Annotated in this window: 10 protein-coding genes and 1 tRNA gene; 4 read left to right on the forward strand and 7 right to left on the reverse strand. The window is 62.8% G+C overall.

What is annotated here, in order from left to right:
* Positions 1-74: 74 nt before the first annotated feature.
* On the forward strand, positions 75-1211 hold the full coding sequence (locus GOX53_RS21170) for a FliM/FliN family flagellar motor C-terminal domain-containing protein (protein ID WP_171179915.1): 1137 nt from the start codon (positions 75-77) through the stop codon (positions 1209-1211).
* 54 nt (positions 1212-1265) lie between these two features.
* On the opposite strand, the gene GOX53_RS21175 is transcribed toward GOX53_RS21170, so the two are convergent.
* From GOX53_RS21175 to GOX53_RS21190, 4 genes are read right to left on the reverse strand one after another with little or no spacing between them, the layout of a single operon-like run.
* Complete coding sequence (locus tag GOX53_RS21175; protein WP_171179917.1) at positions 1266-1697, reverse strand: TIGR01244 family sulfur transferase; 432 nt, start codon at positions 1695-1697, stop codon at positions 1266-1268.
* A 9-nt stretch (positions 1698-1706) separates the two neighbouring features.
* A complete protein-coding gene (locus GOX53_RS21180; protein WP_171179919.1) occupies positions 1707-2138 on the reverse strand; it encodes a DUF6691 family protein in 432 nt (143 codons plus the stop codon).
* The gene (locus GOX53_RS21185) at positions 2138-2566 is read right to left on the reverse strand and encodes a YeeE/YedE family protein (RefSeq protein ID WP_171179921.1); all 429 of its coding nucleotides are present in this window, start codon (positions 2564-2566) and stop codon (positions 2138-2140) included. The genes GOX53_RS21180 and GOX53_RS21185 overlap by 1 nt, the downstream gene beginning before the upstream one ends.
* A gap of 39 nt (positions 2567-2605) precedes the next feature.
* On the reverse strand, positions 2606-3469 hold the full coding sequence (locus GOX53_RS21190) for an MBL fold metallo-hydrolase (protein ID WP_171179923.1): 864 nt from the start codon (positions 3467-3469) through the stop codon (positions 2606-2608).
* Positions 3470-3720: 251 nt separating this feature from the next.
* Here GOX53_RS21190 and GOX53_RS21195 point away from each other — a divergent pair, with 251 nt between their 5' ends.
* A complete protein-coding gene (locus GOX53_RS21195) occupies positions 3721-3936 on the forward strand; it encodes a hypothetical protein (RefSeq protein WP_171179925.1) in 216 nt (71 codons plus the stop codon).
* A 9-nt stretch (positions 3937-3945) separates the two neighbouring features.
* Here the strand turns inward: GOX53_RS21195 and GOX53_RS21200 are convergent, their stop codons facing one another.
* Positions 3946-4164, reverse strand: a complete 219-nt coding sequence (locus tag GOX53_RS21200; protein WP_171179927.1) for a hypothetical protein — start codon at positions 4162-4164, stop codon at positions 3946-3948.
* A gap of 155 nt (positions 4165-4319) precedes the next feature.
* Here GOX53_RS21200 and GOX53_RS21205 point away from each other — a divergent pair, with 155 nt between their 5' ends.
* Complete coding sequence (locus GOX53_RS21205; RefSeq protein ID WP_171179929.1) at positions 4320-4586, forward strand: DUF2312 domain-containing protein; 267 nt, start codon at positions 4320-4322, stop codon at positions 4584-4586.
* A 50-nt stretch (positions 4587-4636) separates the two neighbouring features.
* On the opposite strand, the gene GOX53_RS21210 is transcribed toward GOX53_RS21205, so the two are convergent.
* A complete protein-coding gene (locus GOX53_RS21210; RefSeq protein ID WP_171179930.1) occupies positions 4637-5512 on the reverse strand; it encodes a hypothetical protein in 876 nt (291 codons plus the stop codon).
* 181 nt (positions 5513-5693) lie between these two features.
* Between GOX53_RS21210 and GOX53_RS21215 the strand changes: the two genes are divergently transcribed.
* A tRNA-Thr gene (locus GOX53_RS21215) sits at positions 5694-5769 on the forward strand.
* A 290-nt stretch (positions 5770-6059) separates the two neighbouring features.
* Here the strand turns inward: GOX53_RS21215 and GOX53_RS21220 are convergent.
* On the reverse strand, positions 6060-6626 hold a 567-nt coding region (locus GOX53_RS21220), incomplete at its 5' end, for a hypothetical protein (protein WP_217351868.1).

Raw genomic sequence — 6626 nt, forward strand, 5'->3', positions numbered from 1 at the left:
CGTAAAGACAATCGTAACCGTCGCTGCGCTAGACCTGAGGGCGAAGGAATGCCCAGGCGGCAGGTCAACGGGTGATGCAGACAGAAGCGGAAACACAATCGGCCCTGGCGCGGAAACTGGCGCTGGCGCAGGACGATTCGGGCAGCAAGCCGCGCTCGATCCTGCGGGCGCTGCGGCTGGGGCTGGCGCGGGTGGCCGACGACACGCTGGATCTGGCGATGTCGGTGATCGGTGCCACCCAGATGCGCCGCACACAGGACGAGTTGCCCGGCACTCTGGCCGAGGATCGCCTGTATCTGGTCTTTGCCGCGCCCGACGATCAGCTCGGTGCGGCTTGTGTGGACCTGTCCTGCGTCTCTTCCGTCATCCAGCAGCAGACGATGGGGCAGGTGCTGCCCGGCGTGGTGGCCGAGCGGCCCTATACCGGCACCGACGCCGCCATGATCGCCCCGGTGATCGAGGCGTCGCTGAGCCGCGCGCAGGATCTGGCCGAGGCTCCGGCGGATCGCGCCTGTCTGGCCGGGTACGAGTTCTGCTCGCGCATCGAGGATCTGCGCAGCCTGCTGCTGATGTTTGAGGCGGACGTCTATCGCGTCTTCGACCTCACGGTCGAGATCGCGAGCGGAACGCGGCAGGGGGCCATTACTCTGGTCCTGCCCGACCGGCCCGAGCCGGAGGAGGAGACAGCGGATGATGCCGCGCTATCGTTGGGACGCCGGCTGGATCAGGCCGCCGGCGTGATGCGGGCGGATCTGACGGCAGTCATCAGCCGGGTGCAACTGCCGCTGGCGGTTTTCGCGGCGATGAAGCCGGGCGATCTGCTGCCATTGATCGGAGACCAGCTGGACCGGACCGAGCTTATTGCCATCGACGGCCAGAAACTCTCGACCTGCCGCCTCGGACAATGCCGCGGCATGCGGGCGGTTCGTCTGAACGAAAGGTTGCCCGAGCCGCAAGTGCCGCAGACGGTCGAGGCCGAGTTTACCGAACATCAGGCATCGCCTGCCGGGGACAAGCCGGGCCCGGCGCTGTCAGACCCGCACGTGATCGACCACAGCGACATCCCGCAGGTGCAGCCCGGGCCGGAGCCGGCAACAGACCGGCCCTCTCCACCCGAGCCCGATATCGAAGGGGCGTTGGCCGCGTGGAGCCCGGATCAGGCAGCAGCAGAGATCACCGAATTGGCCGGTTTGTCAGGGTCGGAGGAGTAGGGCGCCGGGCCGCTTTCCGTGCGAGAGCGGGAATGGCAGCGTCACGCGGCTGCTTTAGCGGCTCTTGTTGCAAAGCTGTTCGAGGGTCGGGCGCAGCCCGTCCAGCTGATACCCGGCAGCGCTGGTCTTGCCGAGGATCTCGTCGGGGCTCAGCTCCTCACACTGCCCCAGTGCCCAGACCACCGAACAACGGGTGCCCGACGCGCAATAGGCCAGCACCGGACCATCGGCGCAGTCGGCGAGTTCCACCTGCCGCGCCACGTTCTCGGGTGTCATGGTCTGGTGGGTCAGTTCCAGCACCTCGTATTCCATCCCGGCGGCACGGACCGCGTCCCCGATCGCGTCGGATTGCTGCGACGGGGGCACCTCGACATTGGGCCGGTTGCAGATGACCTTGACGAACCCGGCGGCAGCGATGGCGGGCACATCCTCGACTGAGATCTGTGGCGAGACGGCGTAGCGGGGCGTGATCGGACGAATCTCCATGCCAATTCCTTATGCCGCGCTTGCCAGCCTGTCCAGTTTGCCGCCGATCCCGGGCGCCAGCGCCATACCCACCATCATCGACACCAGAAAGATCACACCGCCCAGCCCGCCATAGGACAGTGATGCCATGGCCGGCCCCGGGCACAGCCCCGCCAGCCCCCAGCCCATGCCAAAGAGGACCGAACCCGTGATCAGGCGGTGATCCAGCTCGGGGTGGGACGGCGTGGGAAAGGCGCCTCCGGTCAGGGGCTTGCGCGCCGCCGTCAACTTCCACGCCACGGCCATGGGAAGGATCGCGCCCCCCATGACGAAGGCCAGCGTCGGGTCCCAGTTGCCGAACACATCCAGCCAGCCCTGAACCTTGGTGGTGTCTGTCATGCCGGACAGAAACAGCCCCGCACCGAACAGCGCCCCGGCGATCAATGCCAGAAGAAACCGCATCAGATCACCCCCAGCAGATGGCGGAACAGCACCAGCATCAGACCGCCCGCCAGAATGTAAAACACCGTCGCCACGATCCCGCGCAGCGACAGCCGCGAGATGCCGCAAACTCCGTGCCCCGAGGTGCAGCCATTGGCGATCCTTGTCCCAACTCCAACCAGCAGCCCCGCGGCGATCACCACCGCATAATCATCAGTCAGATGCGTGGTAATGTCCGGGCGAAACAGGGCAGACAGCACCAGCGGCGTTGCCACGAGGCCCAGAATGAACGCCGCCCGCTCGCCCGCCGAGCCCCGGCCCGTGCCATCCACCAGCCCGCCCAGAATGCCGCTGGCCCCCATGATCCGCCCGTTGCCCAGCAGATAGACCGCGCCGCCGAGCCCGATCAGCAACCCGCCGACCAGACCCCAGATCCAGTCCATTTCCATGATACCGTCTTCCTTCCTGTTCGCGCCTTTGCCGTCCGGTCAGAGCTTGTTGACCGGCAGCTTGAGAAAGACGTCCCCCTGTTCGTCCTCGGGCGGCATCTGCCCGGCCCGCATGTTGACCTGCAGCGACGGCAGGATCAGCCGGGGCATGGCAAGCGTGGCATCGCGGGCATCCCGCATCTGCACGAACTCCTCGATGCTGCGGCCCTGACCGATATGGATGTTGAGCGCCTTCTGCTCGCCCACCGTGGTCTCCCACGCATATTCATCGCGGCCCGGTGCCTTGTAGTCATGGCCAACGAAAATCCGCGTCTCGTCCGGCAGCGACAGGATCTTCTGGATCGAATCGTAAAGCATCGCCGACGAACCGCCCGGAAAATCGCAGCGCGCGGTGCCGAAATCGGGCATAAAAAGCGTATCGCCCACAAAGGCCGCATCCCCGATCACATAGGTCAGACACGCCGGCGTATGCCCCGGCGTGTGCAGCACATCGCCCCGCATCTGGCCGACAAAGAAACTGTCGCCCTGCCGAAAGAGCTGGTCGAACTGGCTGCCGTCCCGCTGAAACTCGGTGCCTTCGTTGAAGACCTTGCCGAACGTATCCTGAACCACGGTGATATTGGCGCCGATGCCGATCTTGCCGCCCAGCTTCTCCTGCAAATAAGGCGCTGCCGACAGATGATCCGCATGCACATGGCTTTCCAGAATCCACTCGGTCTTCAGCTCCTCCGACCGGATATACTCGACGATGGCGTCGGCCGATGTCGTGTTGGTCCGCCCCGAGGCATGATCGAAATCGAGAACGCTGTCGATGATCGCGCAGGTATGGCCGTCGGGCTCACGAACCACATAGGACACCGTAAAGGTGGTCTCGTCGAAAAAGGCTTTCACAAAGGGCGTCATCTCGGTCTCCGCATGGTTTCCTGAATCATATAGTGAAATGCGAATGTGAGGCAAGGTTTCGGCGGGCTTTCGCCTGCCGAAGGACCAGTTGATCTGAATCAGAGCGCACGCGGTAGGGTTGTGGCAATACTAGGAGTCTGCAAGGCCCGGATTGCGCGGTGTCCGGCCCGTCTTGCAGAGCCCACTGGCCACGGTTTTGCGCGGCTGTTACGTTGGGCTGCTATTGCTCGCACGCCATGGGGAGGGATGCGATGACGACTCGGGACTTGTTTCAGGAAGCGGAACGGTTGGAACGCAAGCTGGCCGGGGCCAGCCTCGACAAGCGGCTGGAGATTCAGCCCGCGCTGAGCGTTGTGGTCCGAAAGCTGCGCGCCCAGGGGGCCACGGTGCCCGCACATCTGCGGCGCCTGGATTCGACGCTGTGCGACGAGGCGATCGAGGCGCGGTTCGACAACATGCCGGTCTGACCGGCAGGGTCACCCCAGCGAAATACCGACGATCACCATCATCAGGCCGATCACCGACACAAACAGCGCGGCGAGGTTCCACGGCAGCACCGCCTGAACCGCGGCGCGCAGCTCGTCGTCGCTCAGGTTCGCCCGGCGTGCCCTGACCACGCGCAGGATGCACCAGACCAGACCCGCAAGGCCAATCAGCGACAGGGCGGCCCCGCCCCAGATGATGGTTTCGAACATGGCACTCCTGCTCTTGCCGTTCCGGTCGGTCTGCGGTTAGCGGATCGCTGCCCGGCGTGCAAGCGGTGGCCGATTTACGCCATTGCCCGCTTGCGGCTGGGCCGCCGCCGATGTATCCCGCCCTCTGCCTGATTTCGAGACAGAGAGAGTTGCAGATGGACGACATGACCGAAACCCAAGCCGCCGACAGTTACCGTGTGACCGCAGGTGAGTTGCGTCAGTTCATCGAGCGCTTCGAGCGCCTGGAAGCCGAGAAAAAGGACATCGCGGACCAGCAGAAGGAAGTCATGGCCGAAGCCAAGGCACGCGGCTACGACACCAAGATCATGCGCAAGGTGATCGCGCTGCGCAAGCGCGACAAGGACGACATCGCCGAGGAAGAGGCGGTGCTGGAAATGTATAAGGAAGCGCTGGGCATGTGACTTTCATCCGGGCGTGCCCTCAGGCGGGCCCGGGCTGAAACGGCAGGGTGTCAAGGGGCGATGAACGTGACATCGGACATCGCCTCGATGGCGTCGATATCCGCGTTGTAAAGCTCGCTATAGACGTCGACGGCATCCTCATCCCAACCGGGCAGCTCCAGCTCTTCCTCATCGGCGCCATCGATGGCGTATTTGTCCAGAAAGCTTAAGGTGACCTCGCTGATCTCATGGTCGGTCAGCCCCGGATTGCGGGCCAGATAGTCCCGCAGCCGCACGATCCCAGCGCGGGACATCAGCCCCCAAAGCAGCGCCTGCTCTCCGTTCAGCGGGCCTTCATAGCCCGGCCCCGCCAATGCACGCAGGATCCGCCCCCAGATCAGCGGCGTATCCTCGTTGCACCAGACCGTGAGTTTCACGCCCGGGGCCATCAGCCGGATCTGCCGGATCATGTTGGACCAGCTCAACTCGCCCGGATCGACCGCACCCATGATTTCGGCGCGCCGGTTATCCGGTATGGACAGCAGCACCTTGGGAATGAAACTGGCCGGATTGCGGATGGCCATGAACATCTCGATCTGGTTGCCACGAAAGATCTCGCAAAGCTGCGCCATACGCGGCGCGGCCAGGGGGTAGAATTGCCCCCCAAGGATCGCCGACCAGTGGGTTCCGAAGAAGTGCTCGCTGGACAGCACCACGCGCTCGGCCACCTCGTCATCGAGAATGGCGTCGATCAGTATTTCCGCGGCATCCGGCGCTGACGGCGCGGTCTCCAGTGCGGCAAAGGTCTCCTTGAACAGCCTGCGATAGCGGCTGGGTCCGGGCACCGAAATCCCCTGCCTGCCGAATGCCTCCTTGTTGCCCACAAGGCTTTTGAACAGCCGCCCTTCGTCGGAAAAATGGGCTCCGGTATGGAAAACCAGCTGCATCGTACCTTCTGTCATCCCAAAACCGGCAAATCGGGTTCGGGTTACAGCCTCGCATCCCGGCAGTCAAACCCGCACGCCGGTGGCCCGCTCCGCCAGCACGAACCGAGCCTCAGGATTTCCGGACCCAAGGCCGATTTGTGGCTTGCAGTCGCGTGGCTGAAACAGTAATCCAAAGCCCGGCGCCCCTATAGCTCAGCTGGTAGAGCAACTGATTTGTAATCAGTAGGTCCGCGGTTCGAGTCCGTGTGGGGGCACCACTCAAAACCCAGTCAAACACCGGCAAAATAAGATGTTTTCTTAATTACTTGAGGCGCATTCTTAATCTTTGGTTGGGTTTGACTATGGTTAGAACGTATCATGAACCTTGTAACGAAACGGTCATTACAAGGACATGGTATGCCGCAGATTAAGTTCACGGATTCGACGCTCAAGTCGCTGTCCACAACCAAGTGTAGCGCGGCGGCGGCTTTCGGACAAAGAGGTGCGATTTGTCGGACAGATTTATCGCAGCGCGCCTGACTTGGCGAGCGGGCCTACCGACTGTTTTTCACGAGATACCCCATTTCTGCATAAGAAAGTCTGTCATCTCAGCAGCCTGCGCTTCAGTCCAGGTGACCTGAGCGGAGACGGCAACGAGCTGGCACATGATCCCCTGCCAAGCGCGGTTCGCCCCGCCTTTGTTCGGACCGCCGAGGGACGCGATATTGATGGGAGTACCCGGGATGCTTTGGTCTTTCGACGTGAAGCGAATGACGCTCAGAGGCATCGGGAGTAGAGTTCGAGTTGCTGAACCACCATCTTTTCGAAGCCAGGAAATGGCGCTGGAACCACCTGCATACAGGTTCGTGCCGTTGTAGTTTCCGACGGTGCGGACCCCATTGCTGGTGATACCCGCTTTGTCGGTGATCAACGTGATGTAATTGTCCCAGGCCTCATCGATACCGTCCTTATACTGCATAACGATGAAAATCTCAGAACACGACGCATCTGCGGGCAATTCCAATCCGTAATCGTTGACGGAGTCTGGCCAAACCAGCGCAGGACGCCCACCGGCCCGGTGCTCGGAGGGGGAGTAGATTGGCCCACCTGCTGGCGAGGCGAAGACAGACATGGA

This window comes from Ruegeria sp. HKCCD8929, from assembly GCF_013031405.1.
Classification (GTDB): domain Bacteria; phylum Pseudomonadota; class Alphaproteobacteria; order Rhodobacterales; family Rhodobacteraceae; genus Ruegeria.